Annotated in this window: 20 protein-coding genes; 17 read left to right on the top strand and 3 right to left on the bottom strand. The window is 69.0% G+C overall.

All coding sequences use genetic code 11. From position 1 onward, the window contains the following. Nucleotides 1-11 precede the first annotated feature (11 nt). Nucleotides 12-977 (top strand): sugar kinase, encoded by a 966-nt coding sequence (locus ACNI65_RS16430; RefSeq protein WP_416758014.1) that lies wholly within the window; start codon nucleotides 12-14, stop codon nucleotides 975-977. 42 nt (nucleotides 978-1,019) lie between these two features. Here ACNI65_RS16430 and ACNI65_RS16425 read toward each other — a convergent pair whose 3' ends face one another. The 3 genes from ACNI65_RS16425 to ACNI65_RS16415 form a co-directional block, all read right to left on the bottom strand. Continuing rightward, on the bottom strand, nucleotides 1,020-1,790 hold the full coding sequence (locus ACNI65_RS16425) for a rhamnogalacturonan acetylesterase (protein WP_416758013.1): 771 nt from the start codon (nucleotides 1,788-1,790) through the stop codon (nucleotides 1,020-1,022). A 10-nt stretch (nucleotides 1,791-1,800) separates the two neighbouring features. After that, entirely contained in the window at nucleotides 1,801-4,803 is a 3,003-nt protein-coding gene (locus ACNI65_RS16420) for a TonB-dependent receptor (protein WP_416758011.1), read from the bottom strand. Between the two features lie 188 nt (nucleotides 4,804-4,991). Beyond that, nucleotides 4,992-5,327: a cupin domain-containing protein gene (locus ACNI65_RS16415; RefSeq protein ID WP_416758009.1), complete on the bottom strand. Its 336-nt coding sequence runs from the start codon at nucleotides 5,325-5,327 to the stop codon at nucleotides 4,992-4,994. A gap of 179 nt (nucleotides 5,328-5,506) precedes the next feature. Between ACNI65_RS16415 and kduI the strand changes: the two genes are divergently transcribed. The 16 genes from kduI (at nucleotide 5,507) to ACNI65_RS16335 (ending at nucleotide 23,446) form a co-directional block, all read left to right on the top strand. After that, entirely contained in the window at nucleotides 5,507-6,343 is an 837-nt protein-coding gene (gene kduI / locus ACNI65_RS16410; RefSeq protein WP_416758008.1) for a 5-dehydro-4-deoxy-D-glucuronate isomerase, read from the top strand. A 30-nt stretch (nucleotides 6,344-6,373) separates the two neighbouring features. Next, nucleotides 6,374-7,135, top strand: a complete 762-nt coding sequence (gene kduD, locus ACNI65_RS16405; protein ID WP_416758006.1) for a 2-dehydro-3-deoxy-D-gluconate 5-dehydrogenase KduD — start codon at nucleotides 6,374-6,376, stop codon at nucleotides 7,133-7,135. Between the two features lie 81 nt (nucleotides 7,136-7,216). Continuing rightward, complete coding sequence (locus ACNI65_RS16400; protein ID WP_416758004.1) at nucleotides 7,217-8,104, top strand: carbohydrate ABC transporter permease; 888 nt, start codon at nucleotides 7,217-7,219, stop codon at nucleotides 8,102-8,104. A gap of 137 nt (nucleotides 8,105-8,241) precedes the next feature. Beyond that, nucleotides 8,242-9,054, top strand: a complete 813-nt coding sequence (locus ACNI65_RS16395) for a carbohydrate ABC transporter permease (RefSeq protein ID WP_416758003.1) — start codon at nucleotides 8,242-8,244, stop codon at nucleotides 9,052-9,054. A gap of 4 nt (nucleotides 9,055-9,058) precedes the next feature. Continuing rightward, complete coding sequence (locus tag ACNI65_RS16390; protein ID WP_416758002.1) at nucleotides 9,059-10,222, top strand: ABC transporter ATP-binding protein; 1,164 nt, start codon at nucleotides 9,059-9,061, stop codon at nucleotides 10,220-10,222. Continuing rightward, nucleotides 10,219-11,562 carry an ABC transporter substrate-binding protein gene (locus tag ACNI65_RS16385; protein ID WP_416758000.1) on the top strand — a complete coding sequence of 448 codons (1,344 nt, stop codon included), beginning with the start codon at nucleotides 10,219-10,221 and terminating at the stop codon, nucleotides 11,560-11,562. Before ACNI65_RS16390 ends, ACNI65_RS16385 begins: the two co-directional genes overlap by 4 nt. Nucleotides 11,563-11,570: 8 nt before the next feature. Further along, complete coding sequence (locus tag ACNI65_RS16380) at nucleotides 11,571-12,722, top strand: oligogalacturonate lyase family protein (RefSeq protein ID WP_416757998.1); 1,152 nt, start codon at nucleotides 11,571-11,573, stop codon at nucleotides 12,720-12,722. A gap of 8 nt (nucleotides 12,723-12,730) precedes the next feature. Further along, the gene (locus ACNI65_RS16375; RefSeq protein ID WP_416757997.1) at nucleotides 12,731-15,067 is read left to right on the top strand and encodes a pectinesterase family protein; all 2,337 of its coding nucleotides are present in this window, start codon (nucleotides 12,731-12,733) and stop codon (nucleotides 15,065-15,067) included. 29 nt (nucleotides 15,068-15,096) lie between these two features. Beyond that, a complete protein-coding gene (kdgR, locus tag ACNI65_RS16370; RefSeq protein WP_416757996.1) occupies nucleotides 15,097-15,903 on the top strand; it encodes a DNA-binding transcriptional regulator KdgR in 807 nt (268 codons plus the stop codon). A 149-nt stretch (nucleotides 15,904-16,052) separates the two neighbouring features. After that, complete coding sequence (locus tag ACNI65_RS16365; RefSeq protein WP_416757995.1) at nucleotides 16,053-16,799, top strand: FadR/GntR family transcriptional regulator; 747 nt, start codon at nucleotides 16,053-16,055, stop codon at nucleotides 16,797-16,799. A 171-nt stretch (nucleotides 16,800-16,970) separates the two neighbouring features. Beyond that, nucleotides 16,971-17,966 (top strand): Bug family tripartite tricarboxylate transporter substrate binding protein, encoded by a 996-nt coding sequence (locus ACNI65_RS16360; protein WP_416757994.1) that lies wholly within the window; start codon nucleotides 16,971-16,973, stop codon nucleotides 17,964-17,966. A 100-nt stretch (nucleotides 17,967-18,066) separates the two neighbouring features. Beyond that, nucleotides 18,067-19,353, top strand: a complete 1,287-nt coding sequence (locus ACNI65_RS16355; RefSeq protein ID WP_416763642.1) for an enolase C-terminal domain-like protein — start codon at nucleotides 18,067-18,069, stop codon at nucleotides 19,351-19,353. A gap of 34 nt (nucleotides 19,354-19,387) precedes the next feature. Continuing rightward, nucleotides 19,388-20,374, top strand: coding sequence for a Bug family tripartite tricarboxylate transporter substrate binding protein (locus tag ACNI65_RS16350; RefSeq protein ID WP_416757992.1), 987 nt, complete (start codon nucleotides 19,388-19,390; stop codon nucleotides 20,372-20,374). A gap of 21 nt (nucleotides 20,375-20,395) precedes the next feature. Beyond that, on the top strand, nucleotides 20,396-21,178 hold the full coding sequence (garL, locus tag ACNI65_RS16345; protein WP_416757991.1) for a 2-dehydro-3-deoxyglucarate aldolase: 783 nt from the start codon (nucleotides 20,396-20,398) through the stop codon (nucleotides 21,176-21,178). Nucleotides 21,179-21,196: 18 nt separating this feature from the next. Further along, on the top strand, nucleotides 21,197-22,111 hold the full coding sequence (gene glxR / locus ACNI65_RS16340) for a 2-hydroxy-3-oxopropionate reductase (RefSeq protein ID WP_416757989.1): 915 nt from the start codon (nucleotides 21,197-21,199) through the stop codon (nucleotides 22,109-22,111). A gap of 24 nt (nucleotides 22,112-22,135) precedes the next feature. Further along, on the top strand, nucleotides 22,136-23,446 hold the full coding sequence (locus tag ACNI65_RS16335) for a glycerate kinase type-2 family protein (protein ID WP_416757988.1): 1,311 nt from the start codon (nucleotides 22,136-22,138) through the stop codon (nucleotides 23,444-23,446). The last annotated feature ends 217 nt before the right edge of the window (nucleotides 23,447-23,663 follow it).

Below are 23,663 nucleotides of genomic sequence, written 5' to 3'. Positions count from 1 at the left end.
TGACCAAGCGCGTGGCCGTGATCGGCGAATGCATGCTCGAGCTCAAGGGCGAGGCCTTCGGGTCGATGACGCAGGGCTTCGGCGGAGACACCTTCAACACCGCGGTGTACCTGCGGCGCTGCGGCGCGGCGGCCGGCGTGGAGGTCGCGTATGCGACCGCGCTCGGCGAGGACAGCCTCAGCACCGGCCTGATCGAGCGCTGGCGCGATCAGGGCATCGACACGCGCCTGGTGCGGCGCATCGCGGGGCGCATGCCCGGGCTGTACATGATCGAGGTCGACGCGCGTGGGGAGCGCAGCTTCCATTACTGGCGGGAGACGGCGGCGGCGAAGGCGTATTTCGATATCGAGCTCACGCCGATCGAGGCGAGTCGCGGGGAGTTCGATGCGCTCTATCTCAGCGGCATCACGCTGGCGATCCTGCCAGCAGCGGGGCGTGAGCGGCTCTATGCGTTGATGGCGGCGATGCGAGAGCAGGGCGCCCAGGTCATCTTCGACAACAACTATCGGCCGCGGCTTTGGCCGGATCGGGCCGCAGCGCAGCGGGAGTTCGAGCGCGCGTTCTCGCTATCGACCATCGCGCTGGTGACGGTCGACGATCATCAGGCGCTCTTCGCGTTGCCCGATATCGACGCGGCGATCGCGCATGCGCAAGCGCTGCCCGTGCCTGAGATCGTGATCAAGCGCGGGGCCCTTTCCACACTGGTGTGTGCGGCGGCCGCTGGCCCTCACCCCCACCCTCTCCCGCAAGCGGGCGAGGGGGCCGAGCGCGCTTGGCGTGAGGCACCGACGCAGGCGGTGGATCGTGTCGTCGACACGACGGCGGCGGGGGATTCCTTTGCCGGGGGCTATTTGGCGCGGAGGCTGACCGGCAGCGATGCAGTCGCCGCGGCGACCTTCGGCAACCGCGTCGCCGCGCGTGTGATCCAGCATCCGGGAGCCATCGTGCCCATCGAGGCGATGAGCGATCTGCGTTGACATCGATGCCGGGAAGCGATCCCGGCTTGTCACTCCGTCGAATCAGCGCATCCAGCGCTGCAGCTCGGGCATCGCGATGACGAGCTGCTCAGCGACCATCGCGGAGAAGACTTGCGCGCCCTTGGCGCCGAGATGCGTGCGGTCGAAGACGGGATTCGCCGCCCCGGCCCGTTCCGGCGCGGAGGCGCCTTGCGCGGGCGCATCGATGGGCTTGGGCGCCATCGCCAGCGTGTCCGCTTCGGTCTCGCCCATCGCCTGCACGGCCGCGTGGCTGATCGCGTTGAGATCGATCAGCGGGACGCGATGCGACTTGGCGACACGGATCGTCGCTTCGGCCCAGGGACGCAGTGCGTTGTCCAGACGGCCCTGCGCATCGAAGCTGCGCCGCGTCAGCGGCGTGATCAGCACGAAGCGCGCGCCGGTGGGCGCGACCTCTTCGATGTAGCGCGTGAGGTTGGCGGGGAACTCGGTCTGCAGGTCCGTCGAGCGGCCCGGCTTGCCGGGCTGGTCGTTGTGGCCGAACTGCATCAGCACCACGTCGACCTGGCCCGCCGGGCGGTCCTGCAACTGCGTCATCACCTGGTCCCACAGGCCCTCGGCGCGGAAGCTCTTCGTGCTGCGGCCGCCGCGCGCCGCGTTGACGCAGCGCACCTCGGGCTTGAAGCGCGCGCAGAGCGCGTCGCCGTAGCCGCTCTTCGTGGCCATCGTCGAATCGCCGACAAGGATCACGCGGAGGGCAGGCGGCGCGCTCTGCGCCTGAACGGTGCTGGCCAGAAAGGTGCCGACCAGCGCGACGAGCCAGGAAGTTCTCATGAGCCGAAGCTTAGAACTTGTAGCTCGCCCCGAGCAGGTACTCGCGTCCGGTGACGTGATAGACGACGGGGCTGTTGCGAGCGCGGCTGATGAACTGGTCGTTGGCCTCGTTGGTGAGGTTGACGCCTTCCAGCGTGATGGTGAGCCGGTCGTTGACCTTGTACGAGATCGACGCATCCACGTTGAGCGTGGCGTTCTTCCCTTCGACGTCGTTGTTGTTCTGCCCCGGCACCCGCGTCAGGAACGAGGAACGCTTGGACGCCGACACCCGTGCGCTGAAGGTGTTGTCGTCGTAGTACAGCGTCGCGTTCCACGACTTGGGCGACATGTTCAGCAGGTCGTCCGTGATCACCGCATCGCTGGTTGGCGAGATCAGGTAGGTGATCTTGGACTTCACGTAGGTGTAGTTGAGCACCGTGCCGAAGTTCTTGCCCCACGCCGGCAGGAAGGAGAACGGCTGCTGGTAGTTGAGCTCGATCCCGCGAAGCTTGCCCCCGGGCGTGTTGATCGGAGTGGTGAGCTGGAAGACTTCCTCGCCGGTGAAGTTGGACGGCAGCAGCGACAGCGGCAAGCCGGTCTGGTTGTACGGCGCGTTGGTGCGCAGGCTCTGGATGTAGGTGCTGATGTTCTTCTGGAACAGACCCACGCCCAGGAAGGCGTTGCGGCCGAAGTACCACTCCAGGCTGGCATCGAAGGTCTTCGCGCGGAAGGGCTTCAGGTACGGATTGCCCGTGGTGATCGACAAGGTGCCCGTCGTGCTGATCGTGCCGCCGGGGTTCAGGTTGCCGAGCTGAGGACGCGCCATCACCTTCGCCGCGGCGAAACGCGCGACCAGGTCCTTGGTCAGGTTGGCCGAGAGGTTCAGCGCCGGCAGCCAGTCCTTGTACTTCTGCCCGATGACCACCTCGGTGCCGCCGCCAGTGGCCAGGTAGCCGGTGGCGTCCTGCTCGGTCACGACGTAGCGCACGCCGACATTGCCCTGCATCTTCAGGCCCATCACGCGGCCTTCGAAGTCGGCCTGCACGAAGCCGCCGCGGTCGCGCTCGATCACCGCGCGGTTGTTGCCGCGCGCGTTGCCGTTGGTGATCGAGGACAGCGTGAAGTCGCCCGGACCACCCGCAGGACCGCTCTTGAGGCAGTTGCAGTAGATGTCGTAGGCCGCGGCGATCGCGTTGAGATCGGGGATGACCCACGAGGTCGGGGTGCCTGCGGGCAGGCTCAGGCCGCGGCCGAAGTTGGTCAGCATCGTCGTCAGCACGCCCGAGCCCGCCGCCGGCGAGAAGATCGTGTCGTTCTGGTTGATGCGCCGGAATTCGTAGGTGTCGAAGCTGTACTTCTTGTAGTCGTAGCCGGCCTTCAGCGTGAGCTGATCAGGCATCACTTCCCAGGCCAGGTCCAGGTGCGCGATGTCGTTGCGGTTGTTGGCCCCCTGCGGCCGGATGCGGATCTCGCTGGTCGTCGTGTTGGTGACCGTCGTGGGCTGTGTGCCCGTCGTGACCTGCGGCACGCCCACGATCTGCAGCGCGCCGTTCTGCGCGGTGGGATCGAAGGGGTACTTGATGACCGGCAGCCGGTCATTGCCGCGGAAGTCCAGCGTGTAGCCGTTGACGTTGAGCGCGTCCAGCGTGACCGTCGTCTGCACCGGGTTGCGGAACTTGGAGTCCGCGCGGCCGACCTTGGCGTTGAACTTCAGGTGATCGGTGATCTCCTGCTCCAGCGTCAGGCTGGGCTGGCGGAAGGTCGTCGAGAGCTCGTCGTAGCGCGACTCGGCCCGGATGTCGACGCCGTTGAACACGCCGTATTGCAGCGCGCCGTTGGGCGCGTACTGCGCCTCCACGACGCTGGTCTGCGGCTTGCCGCCCTGGCTCGCGGTGCGGCTGAAGGAGATGGCCTCCAGGAAGTCCTCCTGGCGCGTCGCGTCGAGCTTCGAGTACAGCATGTCGAAGGTCAGCAGCGTGCGGTCGCTGGGGCGGAACTGGATCGAGCCGGTCAGGCCCAGCCGGTCCTGGTCATGCGTGAGCCGGCCGTAGCGCGGCAGCCGCGGGTGGAAGTTGGCCGAGCTGCTCGCGTCGTTGTAGGCCGTGGTCGCGCCTGGCGAGGCGGGCAGGCGTGGCACGCCCTGCGCCGCGGGGCCGCAGGTGGTGGCAGTGGTCGTCGGGTTGCCCGGGGTCACGCCTTGCGGTGAGCACCAGCCGCCGGAGGACGCGCCGTTGTCCCAACGCACCGTGGAGAAGCCCTCTTCATACAGGCGGCGCTTGGAGTACGCGCCCGACACGAGCACGCCCAGCTTGTTGTCGAGGAAGACGTCGCTGAGCAGGAAGGCCGCGCGCGGATCGGTCTCGCGCGACAGGTCGTTGAAGCGGCCCTTCACCGACGCGGTGATCACGCGCTTGTTGAAGTCGAAAGGCCGCGCGGCCTGCAGGTCGACGGTCGCGCCGAGCGAACCCTCGTCCACCTCGGCCGAGCTGCTCTTGCGCACGGTGATCGTGTTGAAGAGCTCGGAGGCGAAGACGTTGAAGTCGAAGCCGCGCGATCGGTTGGCGCCACCGGAGCTGTCCGTGCCGCCCGTGGTGGCCAGCGCCTCGATGCCGTTGATGCGCACGCGCGTGAAGTCCGCGCCCAGGCCGCGCACGGTGATGTTGCGACCCTCGCCGGCGTCTCGGTCGATGACCACGCCCGGGATGCGCTGCAGCGATTCGGCCAGGTTGGTGTCGGGGAACTTGGCGATGTCCTCGGCCTTGATCACGTCGACGATGCCGCGGTCCTGCCGCTTGGCATTCAGCGCCGCGGCCAGCGAGGCGCGGATGCCGGTCACGACGACCGTCTCGAGCGACTTCTCGGCGGCGGGGCCGGTGGGCTCGGACGCAGCAGGCGCGGGAGCGGGGGCCGGCACGGCCTGGTCCTGGCTCCAGGCGGGCAGCGTGAGCGTCGCCGTGCCCAGCAGGCAGGCGGCGAGGCGGGTCAGGCGGGGCGTCGCGGACGTCCCGAGGCGAGTCCCATGGCGTTGGGGCATGACGTTGTCTCCAAGGTTCTTCTGCGGCCGCGGGCGCGGGATCTTGGCCCGTCGCTCTCGCGGCATGGGGTCGCAGGCGCGCGCAGGGCGCCGGCAGGGTAGGGAGCGGAGCCGCTGCAGTGCGGCGCCCGCCTCGGTACTGCGGACTGCTGCGATCCGCGTCGCGCGCGGACCTTGGGAAATGCGGGCTAGAGGTAGTCCTCGCGCCGCGGCGAGAACTGGTCCAGCAGCGTGCTGCCGGGCTCCAGCGCGACCACGCCGTGCGAGGTCAGGCGTGGCGCGACGAAGGCGTCACCGGGCTTGAGCACGCGCTTCACGCCGCCGACCTCGCACGAGAACGCGCCGCTGATCACGAACGCGATCTGGTCATGCGCGTCGTGCGCGTGCGGCGTGCCGATCGCGCCCTGGTCGAACTGCACCAGCACCGACATCAGCTCGGGCGTGTGGCCGACGATCTTGCGTCGGATGCCGTCGCCGAGCTCGGTCCACGGCTCGGCGTCGTTCAGGAAGTACGGGCTGCTCATCGGGGCGTCTCCTGGAATCAGGACGGTTCTCGGCCGTCGTTGCGAGCAACTATAACGACGTCGTTGAAAAATGAAACAGTGGTTCACTACATAGAAACCATAGTTCCGGGAAAGTCCGCAGACCCGTACGCTGCGACCCCATCAGAGCTCGTGAAGCCACAGGACAGCCAGGAGACGACATGGAAATCCGCCAACCCATCCACAGCGAGCACGCCCGCACGCTGGATACCGAAGGCCTGCGCCGCCAGTTCCTGGTCGAGGACCTGTTCCAGCCCGATCAGGCGACGCTGACCTACAGCCAGATCGACCGGATCATCGTCGGCGGGATCATGCCGGTGACCCGGCCGGTGACCTTCTCGGCGGAACTGGGCAAGCACACCGGCACCGACTTCTTCCTGCAGCGCCGCGAGCTGGGACTGATCAACATCGGCGGCGCGGCCCGCGTCTTCGTCGACGACACCCAGTACGACATCGGCCCCCGCGAGGCGCTCTACGTCGGGCAGGGCGCGCGGATCGTCGAGTTCAAGAGCGTCGATGCCGCCAACCCGGCCAAGCTCTATTTCAACTGCGCGCCGGCGCACACCGCGTATCCGACGCGCAAGGTCACGCTGGCCGAGGCCTCGCCCGAGACGCTGGGCGCGCCCGAGACCAGCAACCGCCGCACGATCTACAAGTACCTCGTGCCCGACGTGCTGCCGACCTGCCAGCTGCTGATGGGCATGACGCAGCTCGAGCCGGGCAGCCTCTGGAACACCATGCCGTGCCACCAGCACGACCGCCGCATGGAGGTCTATTTCTACTTCGACATGAAGTCCGACGCGGTGGTCTTCCACATGCTGGGCGAGCCCACGCAGACGCGTCACCTGGTCGTGCGCAACGAGCAGGCGGTGATCAGCCCGAGCTGGTCCATCCACTCGGGCGTGGGCACGCAGGCCTACACCTTCATCTGGGGCATGGTCGGCGAGAACCAGGTCTTCAAGGACATGGACCACGTGCCGATGACGACGCTGCGTTGAGGCGCGGGGCCAAGCAAGGGAACGAACGAGATGATCCTGGACAACTTCCAACTCGATGGCCGCGTGGCCATCGTCTCGGGCTGCAACACCGGCCTCGGGCAGGGCATGGCGGTGGCGCTGGCGCAGGCCGGCGCGCACATCGTCGGCGTCAACGTGTCCGACCCGGCCGAGACCCGCGCCGAGGTCGAGCGGCTGGGCCGGCGCTTCCTCGACCTGCGCGCCAACCTCGGCGACATCAGCTGCATCGAGGGCCTGGTCGCCGAGGCCAAGTCGCTGACCGGCCGCGTGGACATCCTGGTCAACAACGCCGGCATCATCCGGCGCGAGGACGCGATCCGCTTCAGCGAGAAGGACTGGGACGACGTCGTCGACCTCAACCTGAAGACGGTGTTCTTCTTCTCGCAGGCCGTGGCGCGGCAGTACCTCGCGCAGGGCGGCGGCGGCAAGATCATCAACGTGGCCTCGATGCTGTCCTTCCAGGGCGGCGTGCGCGTGCCCTCGTACACGGCCAGCAAGAGCGGCGTGATGGGCATCACGCGGTTGATGGCCAATGAATGGGCCTCGCACGGCATCAACGTCAACGCGATCGCGCCCGGCTACATGGCCACCAACAACACCGCCGCGCTGCGCCAGGACGAGACGCGCAACGCCGCGATCCTGGACCGCATCCCGGCCGGGCGCTGGGGCAACCCGGACGATCTCGCGGGGCCGGTGGTGTTCCTGGCGTCCAAGGCGTCGGACTACGTGAACGGGTATACCGTCGCGGTCGATGGAGGCTGGCTCGCGCGCTGAGCGCGGCTCCTTCCGACCTCGCCCATCCGGCGCGACGCGGTCCGCAGAGACCGCGCGCGCTCGCCGACGGAGACACGGCACATGTACGAGAACAAACGCCTGGGCTTCCTGTTCGTCCTGCCCTTCGTGCTGGGCGTGCTGCTGTTCAAGCTCTTTCCCTTCGTGATGAGCTTCGCGCTCAGCTTCACGCAATACGACCTGATCGACCCGCCGCAGTTCGTCGGGCTGCGCAACTACGAGGAGCTCGCCACCGCGGATCCGCTGTTCCGGCAGTCGCTGGGCGTGACGCTGCTCTTCGCGCTGCTGGCGGTGCCGCTGCGCGTGGGCTTCGCGCTGTTCATCGCGCATGTGCTCAATTTCAAGCTGCGCGGCATCAACTTCTTCCGCGCCGCGTTCTACATCCCATCCATCCTCGGCGGATCGATCGCGGTGGCGGTGCTGTGGCGTTTCGTCTTCGCGCGCCACGGGCTGGTGAACCTCGTGCTGGTGAAGCTGGGGATGGAGCCCATCCCGTGGCTCGCCGACGAGCATTACTCGATGTGGACCATCGTGCTGCTGTTCACGTGGCAGTTCGGATCGGCGATGGTGATCTTCCTGGCGGCGCTGCAGAACGTGTCGATCTCGCTGTACGAGGCCGCCGAATGCGACGGGGCGAGCAAGGCCCAGCAGTTCTGGAAGATCACCGTGCCGCTGATCACGCCGGTGATCTTCTTCAACGTGATCATGCAGATGGTCCACGCGTTCCAGGAGTTCAACGGCCCGTACATGATCACCGAAGGCGGCCCGCTGCACTCGACCTACGTGCTCGCGCTCTACATCTACGACCAGAGCTTCCGCTTCTTCAACCTGGGCTACGGCGCGGCGCTGTCGTGGGTGCTGTTCGCGCTGGTCGGCGGCCTGGCGGCGCTGTCCTTCTGGAGCTCCAAGTACTGGGTCTTCTACTCGGGTGAGAAGGAGACGAAGCGATGAGCCGTCTTCCGCTTCCCGCCCGTCGCGACGACGCGGCGCGCGACTCACTCCCTCTCCCGCTTGCGGGAGAGGGCACGGGCCGCGGACGCGGCAGTGAGGCAAGCCTGACACTGGGCCGAGACCGAGGCAACCGCCCCTTGCGCTACCTGGCGCTGGCCGCGGTCGCGATCGTGATGCTCTACCCGCTGCTGTGGCTGGTGGGCGCGTCCTTCAAGAGCAACGCCGAGATCTTCAGCTCCGCGGGCTTCTGGCCGGACCGCTTCGACTTCGGCGCGTACGCCAAGGGCTGGAAGACCAGCACCGAGTACACCTTCGCGACCTACTTCCTGAACAGCTTCCTGATCACGATCCCGCGCATCGTCGTCACGGTGATCTCGTGCGTGATGGTGGCCTACGCCTTCGCTCGCTTCGAGTTCTGGGGTCGCAAGCTGCTCTTCAGCGTGATGATCGCCACGATGATGCTGCCGCTGATCGTGCTGCGGCTGCCGCAGTACCTGGTCTTCCGCGAGATCGGCTGGCTCGATTCCTACCTGCCGCTGATCGTGCCCTCGGCCTTCGCGACGGACACCTTCTTCGTCTTCATGCTGGTGCAGTTCCTGCGCGGCATTCCGCGGGACATGGAGGAGGCGGCGCAGATCGACGGCTGCAACGCGCTGCAGCTGCTGTGGCACATCATCGTGCCGCTGCTCAAGCCCGCCATCATCTCCGTGGTGGTCTTCCAGTTCATCTGGACGATGAACGACTTCATGGGTCCGCTGATCTACCTCGCGTCGGTCGAGAAGTACCCCGTCTCACTGGCGCTGAAGATGAGCATCGGCGCGACCGAGGAGGTCGAGTGGGCCAATGTCATCGCGATCTCCGTGGTGGCGCTGATCCCATCGATCGCCGTGTTCTTCGCGGCGCAGAAGCATTTCATCGAGGGCGCGACGTCCTCGGGAGTCAAGGGTTGACGACATGGCAAGACTGAGCCTGGACAAGGTCGAGAAGGTGTACCCCAACGGCTTCAAGGCCGTGCACGGCGTGGACCTGGAGGTGCGGGACGGCGAGTTCATGGTGTTCGTCGGCCCCTCGGGCTGCGCGAAGTCCACGTTGCTGCGCATGATCGCGGGGCTGGAGAGCATCACCGGCGGCGAGCTGCGCATCGGCGATCGACCCGTCAACACGCTGCCGCCGAAGCAGCGCGGCATCGCGATGGTGTTCCAGAACTACGCGCTGTACCCGCACATGAAGGTCTACGACAACCTGGCCTTCGGACTGAAGCTGGCCAAGACCCCGAAGGCCGAGCTGGACCAGCGCGTGCGCCATGCCGCGAAGCTGCTGGAGATGGAGCACCTGCTGGACCGCTATCCCAAGCAGCTCTCGGGCGGTCAGGCGCAGCGGGTCGCGGTGGGACGCGCGATCGTGAAGAAGCCGGACGTGTTCCTCTTCGACGAGCCGCTGTCCAACCTCGACGCCAAGCTGCGCGCGGCGATGCGCGTGCGCCTGACCGAGCTGCACCGCACCTTGCGCGAGAGCCAGCAGCCGGCCACGACCATCTACGTCACGCACGACCAGGTCGAGGCGATGACGATGGGCGAGCGCATCTGCGTGCTCAAGGAAGGCGTGATCCAGCAAGTCGACACGCCCACCGCGCTCTATGACCGGCCGGCCAATGCGTTCGTGGCGGGCTTCATCGGATCGCCCGAGATGAACCTGCTCGACGCGCGCTTGCTGGCCACCGACGCGGGGCTGGCGGTGGAAGTGGGCGGCGCGCGGCTGCCCTTGCCGTCGGACAAGGCGGCGGGCCTGGCCGCGCTGCCTCGCCTGGCCGATGGCGCGGTGACCTTCGGGCTGAGGCCCGAGCACCTGCACCTGGCGCCGCGCGCGCAAGGCGACAGCGTCCGCCTCGAGGCGCGGCTGCGCTTCACCGAGCACATGGGCTCGGAGGTCTACCTGCATGCCGAGCTCGGCGCGTTGCCGATCACCGCGCGCATCCCGGCCGAGCAGGCCCTGGCGCTGAATGGCCTGACGCGCGGCGACGCGGTCACGCTGCACGCGCAGCTCTCGGCCTGTCATCTCTTCGATGCGACGAGCGGCGTGAACCTGCTGTCGGTCTCGATGGGCGGAGCCTACGCATGAGCCTGCCGAGACGACAGCTGCTCGGGCTGGCGGCCGGCGCGGGCGCGGTGGCCGCCGCGGCCGGCGTGACCGCCGCGCTGACGGCGCCGTCGGTCCCTCGCGCGCAGGATCGCAACGCCGTGCTGCGCTTCGCGTGGTGGGGCGGCGCGGGCCGGCACGAGGCCACGCTCAAGGCGCTGGCGCTCTTCGAGCGTCGCCATGGCGTGCGCGTGAAGGCCGAGTACATGGGCTTCAACGGCTACCTGGAGCGCCTGACGACGCAGATCGCCGGCGGCTCCGAGCCCGAGGTCATGCAGATCAACTGGGCGTGGCTGGCGATGTTCAGCAAGCGCGGCAACGGCTTCGCCGACCTGCACCGGCACGCGGCGCTGCTGGACCTGGCGCAGTTCGACCGCGAGGACCTGGCTTACGGCGATGTCGCCGGCAAGCTCAACGCGCTGCCGGTGTCCTTCAGCGCGCGGGTGATGTTGTGGAACGAAGCCGCGTTCGAGCGTGCCGGCCTGGCGCTGCCCCGGACCTGGGATGAGCTCTTCGCGGCGGGCCCCGTGTTCCGCCGCGTGCTGGGCGAGGAGGCGTATCCGCTGGACGGCGAGCTCTACGACATGATGCTGCTCGCGCAGGCCTGGGTGCAGCAGCGCCACGGCACGCCCTACGTCGATCCCGCGCAGCCGCGCGTGGCGATGAGCGAGTCGGCGGCGCTCGACTGGGTGCGGGTCTATCAGCGGCTCGTGGGCGAGCATGTCGCCACGCCGCTGCCCCTGCGCGCGAGCCTGGGCGGCGCCGAGAAGCCCACCGAGCAGCAGCCCGACTGGGTCGTCGGCCGCTGGGCGGGCAACTACACCTGGGACTCGGTCATCGGCTTGCGCGCGTCGACGCTGGACAAGCAGCAGCGGCTGGTGCTCGGCGACTTCCCGACGCTGCCCGGCGCGCTGGACAGCGGCATGTTCGGTCGACCGACCGTGATGTATGCGGTCAGCCGGCATGCCGAGAAGAACGGCCGCGCCGAGCTGGCCGCACAGCTCGTCAACTTCCTGCTCACCGACCCCGAAGCCGCCCGGCTGCTCGGACGCACACGCGGCCTGCCGTCGGCGCGCGGTCCCTTCGAGCAGTTGAAGGCCGCGGGCACGCTGCCGCCGCTGGAGGTCGCGGCGCACGAGCAGATCCGCGTGCAGCGCGCGTCGGGCCGGCTGAAGCGGCCGGCGCCGCTGTTCGAGCACGCGCGGCTGCACAAGTTCATGCGCGAGGTCTTCGAGACCGTCGCCTACGGCAAGACCACCGACATCGACGCCGCGCGGCGTCTGGTCCGCGAGGGCCAGGCGCTGCTGCAGCGGATCAAGTGAAAGCGACCATGAAATCCAACGAACGACAGCTCCGATTCGTCACCCGCGAGGATCCCGACACCGGCGCGCGCGTCACGCGGCTCACGCCGACCGACGTGACCTGCCATCGCAACTACTTCTATCAGAAGTGCTTCACCAACGACGGCGAGCGGCTGATCTTCGGCGCGGAGTTCGGACCGGGCAGCAGCTGGAACTACCACCTGCTCGATCTGAAGTCGCAGGTCGCGACGCAGCTCACCGACCAGGCCGGCGAGAACACCTTCGGCGGATTCCTGAGCCCGGACGATCGCCATCTGTATTTCGTGCGCGCCGAACGGCGACTGATCCGGCTGTCGCTGGCCGACCTCAGCGAGGAGGTCGTCTACACCGTGCCCGAGGGCTGGGTCGGTTACGGCACCTGGGTCTCCAACAGCGCGTGCACGAAGATGGTCGGCATCGAGATCGCCGCGAGCGACTGGTTCCCGCTGAGCGACTGGCAGAAGTTCCACCAGATGTTCCATGCGAAGCCGCGCTGCCGGCTGATCCGCATCGACCTGGCCACCGGCGCGCGCGAGGTGATCCTCGAGCAGCAGGGCTGGCTGGGCCATCCGCAGTACCGCCCGGGCGATGACCACACGGTCGCCTATTGCCATGAGGGACCGCACGACCTCGTCGACGCGCGCATGTGGTTCATCGACGAGGACGGCCGCAATGTGCGCTGCGGCCGGCGGCACGATCCGGGCGAGAGCTGCACGCACGAGTTCTGGGTGCCGGACGGCTCCGCCATGATCTATGTGTCCTACCTGAAGGGGCAGCGGGACCGCTGGATCTGCTCGCTCGATCCGGTGACGCTCGAGTCCCGGCGGCTGACGCGGATGCCGCCGTGCTCGCACCTGATGAGCAACCACGACGGCACGCTGCTGATCGGCGACGGCTGCGATTCGCCGGCCGATGTCGCCGACACCGGCAGCCATCAGATCGCGACCGATCCCTTCCTGCATCTCTTCGACCTGAAGGCCGGCACCGAACGCCGGGTCGCGCGGCATGACAGCTCGTGGCGCGTTTACAAGGGCAACCGGCAGGTCACGCACCCGCATCCGTCGTTCACGCCGGATGAGAAGCAGGTGCTGTTCAGCGCCGACGCCGAGGGCGAACCGGCCCTGTACCTGGCGGACCTGTGAGCGCAGGCATGCGTGTCGCGCGGGTGCTGATGATGCTGGGCCTGGCCGCGATGTCCTTGCCGTCCGGCGCGGAACACCTCGGCGCGGACCACCTCGGCGACTGGACGCCCGCGCCGCTGGACCCGTCGCGCTGGACGCCGACCTTCGTCGTCGCGGCCGATGGCAGCGGCACGCATCGCACGCTGCAGGCGGCGATCGATGCGCTGCCGGGCAAGGGCACGGGCATGGGGAAGGGCAGTGCGGTGCGCAGCTACGTGCTCGTGAAGCCCGGCACCTACCGCGAGCCGCTGTGCATCCAGGACAAGGCGCCATTCGCGCTCTACGGCGCGGGCGATCCGGGCGAGGTCGTCATCGTCGAGGGCCGCTACAACGCGCTGCCCAAGCGCCGGGGCGAGCCCGCGCATCGGTGCCTCCCGCTGCTGGACGCGGAGACCCATGGGACGCCGGGCAGCGCCAGCGTGATGCTGTTCAGCGATGACGCGCAGCTGGCGCGGCTCACCGTCGTGAACGATGCGATGGACCGCGTGCGCGATGGGCAGGGCTATCCCGCTGGCGTGGGCGAGAGCGGCGGCGCGCAGGCGGTCGCGCTCATGACGCGCGGCGACCGGCTGCAGCTGGAGCAGGTCCGGCTGCTGGGGCATCAGGACACCTTCTATGCCGAGCGCGCGAGCGAGGATCCGGCGCGGGCCGCCCGTGTGCTCGTGCGCCGCAGCGAGATCCGCGGCGATGTCGATTTCATCTTCGGCGGCGCGACGCTGCTCATCGACGACAGCCTGATCGTCAGCCGCGCCGGCCGACGCACGCCCGGTCATGGCGGGCACGTGCTCGCGCCGAGCACGCCGCAGGCCGTGGCGAACGGCTTCCTGGTGCAGCGCTCGCGCTGGCTGGCCGAGCCTGGCGTGGCCCCGGGCAGCGTCAGCCTGGGCCGTGCGTGGGATCGCGGCGTGGCGCGCGGCGAATGGCGGGCCTCGCCGTCGGTGCCCAATGGACAGGCGCTGGTCCGTGAGAACCTGCTGGGTCCGCACCTCGCGACCTGGTCGGCCTCCACGTCGCGACGTCCCTACAGCACCGAGGGCGACGCGGCCAACCGCATGACCGAAGTCCGCAACGTCTGGCTGCCTGTCGGCGTGCCCGCCGCCGCGTTCGATGCGATCGCACCCGGCGACGGCTGGGGCTCGATGAACGGCGGCACCGTCGGCGGCGCGCAGGCGGCGCCCGGCGCGGTCCGCGTCGTGCGCACGCGTGCGGAGCTGGACGCGGCACTCGCGCTCGGCGATACGCCCAAGCTCATCGCGGTGGCTGGGCGCATCGACCTCGCCGCCGATGCGAGCGGGAAGCGACTGGGCATCGAGGACTTCCGCGATCCGGCCTTCGATCTCGCAGCCTTTGCCCGCCAGTACGACCCGGCGAGCTGGGGACGGCGAGCGCCCGAGGGGCCGCTCGAGGAGGCCCGCAAACGCTCGGCACGACGCCAGGCTGCGCAGGTCGTCGTCAAGGTGCCGTCCAACACGACGATCGTCGGCGTCGCGCCCGACGCGGGATTCGACGGCGGATCGCTGATGCTGGAGAAGGTCTCGCAGGTGATCCTGCGGAACCTGCGTTTCTCCGATGCCTACGACTTCTTCCCGGCCTGGGACCCGAACGACAACGGGCACGGCGAGTGGAACTCCGAGTACGACACTGTCTCGTTGCGCGAGGCCACGCAGGTCTGGATCGATCATTGCGCCTTCGACGACGGCGGGCGCCCCGATCCCGCCGAGCCGGTCGTGCTGGGCCAGCGGATGCAGCGTCACGACGGCCTGCTGGACATCACGCGGCGCTCGGACTTCGTCACCGTGTCGTGGAGCGTCTTCCGCCGTCACGACAAGACGATGCTGATCGGCGGCAGCGACAACCATCGGGACGACCGCGGCCACCTGCGCGTCACGCTGCACCACAACCTGTGGGAGCAGGTGAAGGAGCGGACGCCGCGCGTGCGCTTCGGCCAGGTCCACGTCGCCAACAACGTCTTCGCCGCGGTGCCGGGCGGGGACTATCCCTACGGCTACTCGATCGGCATCGGGCTCGAGGCCCGGGTGCTCAGCGAGGCCAACGCCTGGGAGGCCGTCCCAGGTGTGGCGCCCGGGCGCGTGGTGCGTCTGCTCAAGGGCGAGCGCCTCGAGGATCGCGGCTCGCGCTTCAACGGCGAGCCCCTTGACCTGGTGGCGCTGCTGCGCGCCGCCAACCCGGACCGGACGATCGCCGGGGAGGCCGGCTGGACGCCGCCTTACCGCCTGTCCATCGATGCCGCCGCCGATCTGCCCGCCCGGGTTCGCCTGGGCGCGGGCCCGGGCCGGCTGTGGTGAAATCTTCCCTTTACAAGAACACGTTGCGCATGGATGACGATCTGAACGATGGCAAGCAGCAGCCCGAGTCGGTGGCCGCGGTGCTCAAGGTCTTTGCCATCCTGCAGGCCTTGTCGGAACGCAGCGAGACCGGCATCTCGGAGCTGTCGGTCCGCCTGGCCATGCCCAAGGCGACCGTCTACCGCTTCCTGCAGACGATGAAGACGCTGGGCTACGTCCGCCAGGAGAGCGACAGCGAGCGCTACGGGCTGGCGATGAAGGTCTTCGAGATCGGCGCGAAGGCGCTGCAGTACCCGGACCTGGTCGACCTGTCCAAGCACCACATGCAGATGCTGGCCGACGCCACCGGCGAGACGGTCCACCTGGGCACGCTGATCGACAGCGAGATCATCTACGTCCACAAGGTCGATTCGAAGCACATGCTGGGCATGTACTCGCGCATCGGCCGCCGCGCGCCGCTGCACTGCACGGCGATCGGCAAGGTGCTGATGGCCTGGGAACATCCCGAGCGCCGCGCCCGCGTGCTGGCCGGCGCCGAGTTCCAGCGATTCCGCGACAAGACGATCACCGAGCCGGGCGCGTTCCAGGCCGAGCTCGAACGCGTGAAGGCGCAGGGCTTCGGCGAGGACCGCGAGGAATTCGACGATCACATCCGTTGCCTGGGCGTGCCGATCTTCGACCGGCTGGGACAGCCGATCGCCGGCATGAGCGTGAGCTTCCCCACTTTCCGCTACGACGACGCCAAGGCGCCTGAGGTCGTGGCGATGTTGCAGGCGGCCAGCCGGGACATCTCGGCGCGGCTGGGCTGCACGCGATTTCCGCTCGACCTGGGCTGATCGGCGGCTGATCGGCGGGGCCTCGGGGATCCGGGACAATCCCGGTCCCCGCGCGCTCCGACGCGCGCCCGGCTTCACGCGGCTTGAACGCGACTCCGCGATAACGCGGTTGTCGTGAGCCTCGATGTTGTCGTACAACTGACCCCGTGATGAATCCTTCGCTGACCCGTTCCCGCCCGAAATCCCTAGCGCTTGGCCTTGTGCGGGCGCTGGAGGACCGGATCCGTGCCGGCGCGCTGGCCAACGGCGACAAGCTGCCGACCGAGGCGGCGATCATGGCCGAGTTCGAGGTCAGCCGGACGGTGGTGCGGGAGGCGATCTCCAAGCTGCAGGCGGCGGGTCTGGTGGAGACGCGCCACGGCATCGGGACCTTCGTGCTGGGGCTGGGGGAGGGCGGGCCCTTCCGCATCGGTGCGGAGCAGATGGCGACGCTGCACGATGTGGTGGCGGTGCTGGAGCTGCGCATCGGCATCGAGACCGAGGCGGCCGCGCTGGCCGCGCAGCGGCGCACGGACGATCAGCTGCGCAACATGCGTGCCGCGCTGGTGGCTTTCGGCGAGGCCGCGGAGGGCGGGCGGGACGCGGTGGCGGCCGATTTCCAGTTCCACCTGGAGATTGCCCGCGCGACGGGCAATCCGCACTTCGAGCAGCTGATGGCGACGCTGGGCGCGCCGAGCATTCCGCGAGCGCGTCTGGCGAGCCTGCAGGCCGCGGGGGATGAGGATCCGCTGGCGCAGCGCGAGTACCTGCTGCGGGTCAACGCGGAGCACGAGAGCATCCTCGACGCGATTGCGGCGCGAGACACCGAAGCGGCGCGCGCCGCCATGCGGACGCACCTGGCCAACAGCCGCGAACGCCGCCGCCGCGCGGCGCTGGCGTTGCAGGAACGGCGCTGAGGCGCATCCGCCTGTTCGCGTTTTCCCCGATCTGAACGGCTCACGGACCGCCTTGTCATCGCCGCGATTGAACTTGTATGATGACTGACAACAAGGTCGCCAACGCACTCCCGGGCTGAGACCCGGGAGGCACCAAGAGCGGCTTCCACGGTTCCTTCCCGGAGACAAACCATGACCGTTCTCACCCGCCGCCTGGCCGTCAAGGCCGGTGCCGCCCTCGGCGCCGCCGTCCTGTCCCTCTGCGCCGCCCCCCTGGCCCTCGCCAACGGCTTCCCCGATCGCCCCGTCACCCTCGTCGTGCCGTTCCCGGCCGGCGGCTCCACCGACATGCTCGCCCGCGCCATGGGCGCCGAGCTCCAGAAGAAGTGGGGCCAGACCGTCATCGTCGACAACCGCCCCGGCGCCACCGGCACCCTCGGCACCGGCCAGGTCAAGCGCGCCCCGGCCGACGGCTACACGCTGCTCGTGTCCTCCCTGGGCCCGTTCGTCATCGCCCCGCATCTGCTCAAGGCCGTCCAGTACGACGCGCTCAAGGACATCGACCTCCTCACCGTCGCCATCCAGGCGCCCAACGTGCTCGTCGTGCCCGCCAACTCGCCGCTCAAGAGCGTCAAGGACGTCGTCGACACCCTCAAGAAGGACCCCGGCAAGATGACCTTCGCGTCCTCCGGCAACGGCTCCTCCGACCACCTCACCGCCGAGCTCTTCTGGCTGCAGACCGGCACCAACGGCCTGCATGTCCCCTACAAGGGCGGCTCGCCCGCGATCACCGACCTGCTCGGCGCGCAGGTGGACGCCTCGTTCCAGAACGTCAACGCGGTGCTCCCGCACATCGTCGGCGGGAAGCTGCGCGCGCTCGCGGTCACCGGCGACAAGCGCTCCGCCGTGCTGCCCAACGTGCCCACGCTGTCCGAGTCCGGCATCAAGGGCGCCGACGTCTATTCCTGGCAGGGCGTGGCCGCGCCGCGCGGCCTGCCGCCCGCCGTGCGCGCCCAGCTGCAGAAGGACATCACCGCCGCGCTGCAGGAGCCCTCGGTGAAGCAGAAGTTCACCGATATCGGCATCGAGACCGTGGCCAATACCGCCGATCAGGCGCAGGCCTTCCAGAAGACCGAGTTCGCGCGCTGGAAGCAGGTCATCGAGACCCGCAAGATCACCGCCGATTGAGCGCCCCGTTCAACGATCCCCGATCAGGAGTTCTTCCGTGAGCGCAAGCAGTCCCCTCGTCACGTCCGCCCGCGCGATCCCCGTCGCGGGTCGCGACGGCATGCTCATGAACCTGAGCGGCGCGCATGCGCCGTTCTTCACCCGCAACCTGCTGATCCTGGAAGACGACGCCGGCCATGTCGGCATCGCCGAGATCCCCGGCGGCGAACCCATCCGCAAGACGCTGGAACAGGCCGGCGAGCTGCTCGTCGGCCAACCGGTCGCGAAGTGGAACGCGCTGCTGGCGCAGGTCCGCGAGAAGTTCAAGGGCCTGGACAGCGGCGGCCGCGGCCTGCAGACCTTTGACCTGCGCACCACCATCCACGTGCTGACCGCCGTCGAGTGCGCGCTGCTGGACCTGCTCGGCCAGCACCTGGGCGTGCCGGTCTGCGAGCTGCTCGGTGAGGGCAAGCAGCGCGACAGCGTCGCGATGCTCGGCTACCTGTTCTTCGTCGGCGACCGCACGAAGACCGGTCTGCCTTACCAGACGCCCGAGGACGAGGCCGGCAGCGATGCGGCCGCCGACGCGTGGCTCAAGGTGCGCCATCACGTCGCGATGACGCCCGAGACCATCGTCGAGCAGGCCGTCGCCGCGCAGGCGCGTTACGGCTTCAAGGACTTCAAGCTCAAGGGCGGCGTGCTGCGCGGCGAGGAGGAAGTCGAGGCGATCCAGGCGCTGAAGGCGCGCTTCCCCGACGCCCGCGTCACGCTCGATCCCAACGGCGGCTGGCTGCTCAAGGACGCGGTGCGGCTGCTGCGCGACCTCGGCGGCGTGCTGGCCTATGCCGAGGATCCTTGCGGTGCCGAGGAGGGCTTCTCCGGCCGCGAGGTGATGGCCGAGTTCCGGCGCGCCACCGGCCTGCCCACCGCCACCAACATGGTCGCCACCGACTGGCGCCAGTTCACGCACGCGCTGAGCCTGCAGTCGGTGGACATCCCGCTGGCCGACCCGCACTTCTGGACGATGTCCGGCGCGGTCCGTGTCGCGCAGACCTGCCGCGACTTCGGGCTGACCTGGGGCTCGCACTCCAACAACCACTTCGATGTCTCGCTGGCCATGTTCACGCACGCGGCCGCCGCGGCGCCGGGGCGCCTCACCGCCATCGACACGCACTGGATCTGGCAGGACGGTCAATACCTGACCGAGAAGCCCCTGCAGATCGTCGACGGCGAGGTGGCCGTGCCGACCGCGCCCGGCCTGGGCGTGACGCTGGACATGAAGGCCGTGGAGGCCGCTCATCAGCTCTATCTCAAGCACGGCCTGGGCGCGCGCGACGACGCCATCGCCATGCAACACCTGATCCCCAACTGGAAGTTCGATCCCAAGCGGCCCTGCATGGTCCGCTGAGATCCCACGACATTCCCAAGCAACGGAGAGAGACATGCCCCAGAACAAGATTCCCCGCCGCGCCGTCCTGACCGTGGCTGTGGCCGCCGCCGCGATGGCCGGCTTCGCCCCGAGCGCCTTCGCCCAGGACAAGTGGCCCAGCAAGCCGCTGAAGATCATCGTCCCGTACACGCCGGGCGGGTCCTCGGACATCATCGCGCGCATCCTGTCGCCGCTGCTGTCGGAGCAGCTCAAGCAGACCGTCATCGTCGAGAACAAGCCCGGCGCCAGCGGCAACATGGGCGCGGACCAGACCGCCAAGGCCAACGACGGCTACACCATCATGCTGTGCGACGTCAGCGCGCTGGCGATCAGCCCGTCGCTGTACACCAAGCTCGCCTTCGACCCGTCCAAGGACCTCAAGGGCGTGGCGATGCTGGCGTACTCGCCGCACATGCTGGTCGTCCACCCGTCGGTGCCGGCCAACAACCTCAAGGAACTGGTCGAGCTGTCCAAGAAGTCCAAGATCGACTTCGCCGTGACGGCGATGGGCAGCGCGCCGCACCTGGCCGGTTTCCAGGTCGCCAGCCTGACCGGCGCCAAGTGGGAGTACATCCCGTACAAGGGCGGCTCGCAGGCCGTCACCGACACCATCGCCGGTCAGACGCAGGTGCTCATGAACGGCATGCTCGCGACGCTGCCCTTCGTGCAGCAGGGGAAGCTCAAGGTCATCGGCGTGAGCAAGGCCACCCGCGTGCCGCTGCTGCCCAACGTGCCCACGCTCGCGGAGCAGGGCGCCACCGGTTTCGAGTCCGGCACCTGGCAGGGCATCCTCGCCCCGGCCAACATGCCCAAGGCCCACATCGACAAGCTCTCCGCGGCGCTGATCACCATCATCCGCTCGCCGGACGTGCGCGCGCGACTGGCCGCGCAGGGCGCGGAAGTCAGCACGATGAACCCGGCCGAGATGGACGCCTTCTTCAACGCCGAGCGCAAGAAGTGGGCCGCCGTGGTCAGCAAGAGCGGCCTCAAGCTCGATTGAAGACGCCCCCAGGAGCACGCCATGCCGACGCCGACCACGCCCTATTCGAGTTTTCCCAACACGCTGCGCCAGCGCCTGCGCGCCGGCGAGCGCCTGATCGGCTGCTGGTGCTCGCTGGCCAACCCGATCAGCACCGAGGTCCTGGGCGTGGCTGGTTTCGACTGGCTGCTGCTGGACGGCGAGCATTCGCCCAATGAGGTCAGCAGCTTCGTGCCGCAGCTCATGGCGCTCAAGGACAGCGTCAGCGCGCCGGTGGTGCGCCCGAGCAGCAACAACGCCGTGGAGATCAAGCGGCTGCTGGACGCGGGCTTCTCCAACCTGCTGATCCCCTTCGTCGAGACCGCCGAGCAGGCCGCCGCCGCCGTGGCCGCCACGCGTTATCCGCCGCAGGGCATCCGCGGCGTGTCGGTCTCGCAGCGCAACAACCGCTACGGCACGGTGCCGGGTTACTTCCAGGGCATCAACGAGCAGATCGCCGTGATCGTGCAGATCGAGAGCCCGGCCGGCGTCGCCGCGGTCGCGGACATCGCCGCGATCGAGGGCGTGGACGCCGTGTTCATCGGCCCCTCGGACCTGGCCGCTGGATACGGCCACCTCGGCAACCCGCAGCATCCCGACGTGCAGGCCGCGATGGCGACCATCTACGACGCGTGCCGCGCGGCGGGCAAGCCCGTGGGCATCCTCGCGCCGGTCGAGGCCGACGCGCGCCGCTACATCGAGCAGGGCGCGACCTTCGTCGCCGTGGGCAGCGACCTCGGCGTGTTCCGCTCGGCCACGCAGGCACTGCGCGACAAGTTTCAATGAAATGAAAGTGAGAACCTCATGAGCATCAAGATCGGCTTCATCGGCCTGGGCATCATGGGCGCGCCCATGGCGGTGCGCCTCGCGCAGGGCGGGCATCAGCTCTTCGTGCAGACCCGCAGCCAGGTCCGCGCGGAAGTCGCCGCCGCCGGCGCCACCGTCTGCGCCAGCGCGAAGGACGTGGCCGAGCAGGCCGACGTGATCTTCACGATGGTGCCGGACACGCCGGACGTCGAGCGCGTGCTCTTCGGCGAGGGCGGCATCGCCGCGGCCTTCGCCGGTGGCAAGGGCGCGGGCAAGACCGTGGTCGACATGAGCTCGATCTCGCCCATCGCGACCAAGGACTTCGCCGAACGCATCGAGGCGCTCGGCGCCGAATGGCTGGATGCGCCGGTCTCCGGCGGCGAGGTCGGCGCCAAGGCCGGCACGCTGTCCATCATGGTCGGCGGCAAGGAAGCGACCTTCGCGCGCATCAAGCCGCTGTTCGAGCTGATGGGCAAGAACATCACGCTGGTGGGCGGCGCGGGCGCGGGCCAGACCACCAAGGTCGCCAACCAGATCATCGTGGCGCTGAACATCGCCGCCGTCGGCGAGGCGCTGGTCTTCGCGTCCAAGGCCGGCGCCGATCCGGCCAAGGTGCGCGAGGCGCTGATGGGCGGCTTCGCCTCCAGCCGCATCCTGGAAGTCCATGGCGAGCGCATGATCAAGCGCACGTTCAATCCCGGCTTCCGCATCGCGCTGCATCAGAAGGACCTGAACCTCGCGCTGCAGAGCGCCAAGGCGATGAGCCTGGCGCTGCCCAACACCGCCAACACCGCGCAGCTGATGCAGGCCGCCGCGGCGCAGGGCTGGGACCAGCTCGACCACTCGGCGCTGGTGCGCGCCCTGGAAGTCATGGGCAACCACGAGGTCGGTAGCACTACGGACGCCGGCTGAGCGGCGCCTGCCCACAATCGCCGCATGAGCCCTTCTCCCGACGACGCGCTGCGCGCCGACCCGCGCGCGCTGCTCCAGCACCTGTATCGCGTGGCGGTGGACCGCGCGCTGCCCGGCAAGATCCTGGCTGCTCACCTGCCGCCGCCGCCCAAGGGCCGCACGCTGGTGATCGGCGCGGGCAAGGGCGGCGGATCGATGGCGCAGGCGCTGGAAGCGGCCTGGCCCGCGTCGGCGCCGATGTCGGGCCTGGTGATCACGCGTTACGGCCACATCCCGCCGGACTACCGGCCCCGCCGCATCGAGATGGTGGAGGCCGCGCACCCGGTGCCCGATGCCGCCGGCGAGCGCGCCGCGGCCCGGATGATGCAGCTCGTGCGCGACTTCCAGCCCACCGCCGACGACCAGGTGATCTGCCTGATCTCCGGGGGCGGCTCGGCGCTGATGCCGCTGGCCGCGCCCGGACTGACGCTGGCCGACAAGCAGGCGGTCAATCGCGCGCTGCTGGCCAGCGGCGCCAACATCGTCGAGATGAACTGCGTGCGCAAGCACCTCAGCGCGATCAAGGGCGGCCGGCTCGCGGCCTCGTGCGCGCCGGCCAAGGTGCTGACGCTGATGATCTCGGACGTGCCCGGCGACGACCCTCAGGTCATCGCGTCCGGCCCGACCGTGCCCGACGCGAGTACCTGCGCCGAGGCGCTGGCGATCTGCCGCCGTTATCGCATCGCGCTGCCGCAGGTGGCCGTCGATGCGCTGGAGCGCGGCGAGTGGGAGACGCCCAAGCCGGGCGACGCCTGCTTCGATGGCCATGAGCAGCGCATCATCGCCGCGCCGCGGCAGAGCCTGCTCGCCGCGGCCGAGGCGGCGCGCGCGCTGGGCATCACGGCCCACGTGCTGTCCGATGAGATCGAGGGCGAGTCGCGCGAGGTCGGCCGCGTGCATGCGGCGCTGGCGCGCTCGGTGGCGCGTCACGGCGAGCCCTTCGCCAAGCCCTGCCTGATCCTGTCAGGCGGCGAGACCACCGTGACGCTCGTTCCCGAGCCCGGACGCGGCGGCCGCGCTGGCGAGTTCGTGCTCGGCTGTGCGATCTCGCTCGACGGCGAGGACGGCGTCTGGGGGCTGGCGGCGGACACCGACGGCATCGATGGTGTCGAGGACAACGCTGGCGCCTTCCTCAGCCCGAGCACCTTGCAGCGCGCCCGCGCGCTGGGCCTCAAGCCGGCGGAGCTGCTCGCGGCCAACAATGGCTACGCGCTCTTCGAGGCGCTGGGCGACCTGCTGATCACCGGACCGACGCAGACCAACGTCAACGACTTCCGCGCGTTGCTGATCCGTTGATCCGCTGATCTGCTGATCCACCAAGCGGTGCGCGTTTGCGTCTGCCATCTCGCTCTTTCGGGCGAGGGGAGGGGGTCATGGCGCCGTCATGAGGCGGAGCGTCTCCCTCTTGTCTCCCTCCCTCGGGCGAGCAGGGGCCGAGCGTGATCGGATGTTGACGGGTCGCAAGGCAATTTCCCTCGAGGGCGAGGACAGTCCGCCATCCCCGGCTTTCGAG

Source organism: Roseateles sp. So40a, assembly GCF_048081605.1.
Lineage (GTDB): Bacteria > Pseudomonadota > Gammaproteobacteria > Burkholderiales > Burkholderiaceae_C > Roseateles.
This window is presented reverse-complemented; position numbering and strand designations above follow the sequence as displayed.

Excerpts from the sequence above, each read along its gene's own strand:
- ACNI65_RS16380 (WP_416757998.1), top strand. The coding sequence starts at position 11,571 with ATGAAATCCAACGAACGACAGCTCCGATTCGTCACCCGCGAGGATCCC.
- ACNI65_RS16385 (WP_416758000.1), top strand. The coding sequence starts at position 10,219 with ATGAGCCTGCCGAGACGACAGCTGCTCGGGCTGGCGGCCGGCGCGGGC.
- kdgR (WP_416757996.1), top strand. The coding sequence starts at position 15,097 with ATGGATGACGATCTGAACGATGGCAAGCAGCAGCCCGAGTCGGTGGCC.
- garL (WP_416757991.1), top strand. The coding sequence starts at position 20,396 with ATGCCGACGCCGACCACGCCCTATTCGAGTTTTCCCAACACGCTGCGC.
- ACNI65_RS16425 (WP_416758013.1), bottom strand. The coding sequence starts at position 1,790 with ATGAGAACTTCCTGGCTCGTCGCGCTGGTCGGCACCTTTCTGGCCAGC.
- ACNI65_RS16400 (WP_416758004.1), top strand. The coding sequence starts at position 7,217 with ATGTACGAGAACAAACGCCTGGGCTTCCTGTTCGTCCTGCCCTTCGTG.
- ACNI65_RS16365 (WP_416757995.1), top strand. The coding sequence starts at position 16,053 with ATGAATCCTTCGCTGACCCGTTCCCGCCCGAAATCCCTAGCGCTTGGC.
- ACNI65_RS16360 (WP_416757994.1), top strand. The coding sequence starts at position 16,971 with ATGACCGTTCTCACCCGCCGCCTGGCCGTCAAGGCCGGTGCCGCCCTC.
- kduI (WP_416758008.1), top strand. The coding sequence starts at position 5,507 with ATGGAAATCCGCCAACCCATCCACAGCGAGCACGCCCGCACGCTGGAT.
- ACNI65_RS16335 (WP_416757988.1), top strand. The coding sequence starts at position 22,136 with ATGAGCCCTTCTCCCGACGACGCGCTGCGCGCCGACCCGCGCGCGCTG.
- ACNI65_RS16415 (WP_416758009.1), bottom strand. The coding sequence starts at position 5,327 with ATGAGCAGCCCGTACTTCCTGAACGACGCCGAGCCGTGGACCGAGCTC.
- ACNI65_RS16420 (WP_416758011.1), bottom strand. The coding sequence starts at position 4,803 with ATGCCCCAACGCCATGGGACTCGCCTCGGGACGTCCGCGACGCCCCGC.
- ACNI65_RS16375 (WP_416757997.1), top strand. The coding sequence starts at position 12,731 with ATGCGTGTCGCGCGGGTGCTGATGATGCTGGGCCTGGCCGCGATGTCC.
- ACNI65_RS16350 (WP_416757992.1), top strand. The coding sequence starts at position 19,388 with ATGCCCCAGAACAAGATTCCCCGCCGCGCCGTCCTGACCGTGGCTGTG.
- glxR (WP_416757989.1), top strand. The coding sequence starts at position 21,197 with ATGAGCATCAAGATCGGCTTCATCGGCCTGGGCATCATGGGCGCGCCC.
- ACNI65_RS16355 (WP_416763642.1), top strand. The coding sequence starts at position 18,067 with ATGCTCATGAACCTGAGCGGCGCGCATGCGCCGTTCTTCACCCGCAAC.
- ACNI65_RS16390 (WP_416758002.1), top strand. The coding sequence starts at position 9,059 with ATGGCAAGACTGAGCCTGGACAAGGTCGAGAAGGTGTACCCCAACGGC.
- kduD (WP_416758006.1), top strand. The coding sequence starts at position 6,374 with ATGATCCTGGACAACTTCCAACTCGATGGCCGCGTGGCCATCGTCTCG.